Source organism: uncultured Campylobacter sp. (genome assembly GCF_938045775.1).
Taxonomy (GTDB): domain Bacteria; phylum Campylobacterota; class Campylobacteria; order Campylobacterales; family Campylobacteraceae; genus Campylobacter_B.
Genome location: NZ_CALIBH010000022.1, coordinates 1 through 1,791 on the forward strand (window position 1 = coordinate 1; position 1,791 = coordinate 1,791).

At 50.8% G+C, this 1,791-nt stretch carries 2 protein-coding genes; both read right to left on the reverse strand.

The genetic code is table 11. The annotated features are described in order from the left end of the window. A partial coding sequence (locus Q0238_RS00630; protein ID WP_297941860.1) for a class I SAM-dependent methyltransferase occupies window positions 1-647 on the reverse strand: 647 nt, incomplete at its 3' end. A 119-nt stretch (window positions 648-766) separates the two neighbouring features. Beyond that, window positions 767-1,791, reverse strand: a 1,025-nt coding sequence (locus tag Q0238_RS00635; protein ID WP_297941862.1) for a TonB-dependent receptor, incomplete at its 5' end; no start/stop codon positions are given.

The following is a 1,791-nucleotide window of genomic DNA, read 5'->3' on the forward strand; positions in this document are numbered from 1 at the left end:
TCGCCGTAGTTTCCGCGCGAGAAAAGATCGTGGATCGCGAAGCTGCCGCCCTTTTTAAGCACGCGGAGCGTCTCTAAAAGCAGCTCCTGGCGGTCATTGCTCGAGACGTTGTGATAGACGTAGTTGCTTGTAACCGCATCGAAGCTGCCGTCCTCAAAGGGCAGTTGCGTGGCATCGGCCTGCTCGAAGCTAGTGTTTTGCACCCCTTCGGCGCGCGCGTTGGATTCGCACAGCTGTTTGTTAAAAGACGCGTACTCAAAGCCCCAGCGATCGACGCCTAGCACCGATGCGTGCGGGTTGCGCTTAGCCACGGCGATCGTTAGCGCGCCACTGCCGCAGCCCACGTCTAGCCCGCGCCCGCCCTCGGGTAGATCCACGTATTTCGCCGTGCCCTCTACGATCGCGCGAGAGAGCTGACGCTTGCCGCCGTAATCAAACGCGCGGTACCACACGACGCAGTAGATCGTAAAGCCGATCAAAAACAGCGCCGCTGCGCCGAAAAGCCCCGCAAGAAACCACCTTAGCACGCCGCCAACAAAAGCGCCGTAAACGCCGAAAATCAAAAACAAAATTAGCGCTACGCCCGCACCTGCGGCAAAGCTCGCGATCATGCCCTTAGGCACCCAATTTTTATAATCAGGCTTCATCTTCGCTCCTTTTATTAAATTTAATCTTGCGGCGGCAAAGCACGCGGCGGCGAAATTTTAAATTTCGCCCGTAAATTTTAAATTTCGCAGCTCAAACCTCGCTTAAATTTAAACGCAGGCTAATAGGTGTATTTAAACTCCGCGTAATAGTTGCGCCCGGGAGCCGGAGTATAGACGTCCGAGCGTAAATTTTGGTTGTAATTATACTCCTCGTCAAAGACGTTTTTGACTCCGGCGCTTATCAAAAATCCGCTTGCGAAGCGGTACGCAGCGCCCAGATCCACGATCGTGCGCGAGTCGATCCTATCGTGGTTGGCGTCGTGCGATGATGAGAAATATTTAAAATCGCTCATCAGCGTTAAATTTCTAATCGGCTCGTAATCGAGCCCTAAAACGAACTTCGAGCGCTCCACCAACGGAACCTGCTTACCTTTATTCGCGCCGGATTGGATCTTGGCGTCCACGTATGAAAAGGTCTCGCTGAGCTTTAAATTTGAAAGCAGACTTTGCTCCGCATACAGCTCCACGCCCTTGCGGCGCGTCTCGTCGATATTGATAAAATGCCAACCGTCGGTGATCGAGCTGCCCAGGGTTTCATTTACGATCTCGTTTTTCGTATCGGTCCAAAAGATCGTAGCGCTTACGTATTGCCCGTAGATCAGATCTTTAAGACCGATCTCGTAGGTTTTAAAGGTTTCGGATTTAAGGTTATTAAGCACATAAGGGCCGTTACGACCGAGCTTGTCGATGAGCTGATTAGGGCCCGGGGAGATATAGCCGCGCTCAAATTTAAAATATAGATTGCCATCCTTGGAATAATTAAAATTCGGCGTGATCTCAAAAGCGTAGTTGTTTTTATCATCCGTTACGTGTGTGCTTTCTTGTGTGTGAAAGATGCGCCCCATCCTACGCACCGTCGTAGAGACCTCGCGATCTACTTTGTATTCGGCGCGCTCAAACCGACCGCCCGCACTAAGCGAAAACGCCTCGGTGAAATTGTGCTTTTCTAAAGCATAGACCGAGTGGGTAAGCTTTTGCATATCAAAGATCGTAAGCTGCGAAAGGCTCATCATAGGATTTATCGGAGTGGTAAAGTCAATCTTGCGAAAGCCCTTGTTTTTGAGATAATCATATCCCGCTATGA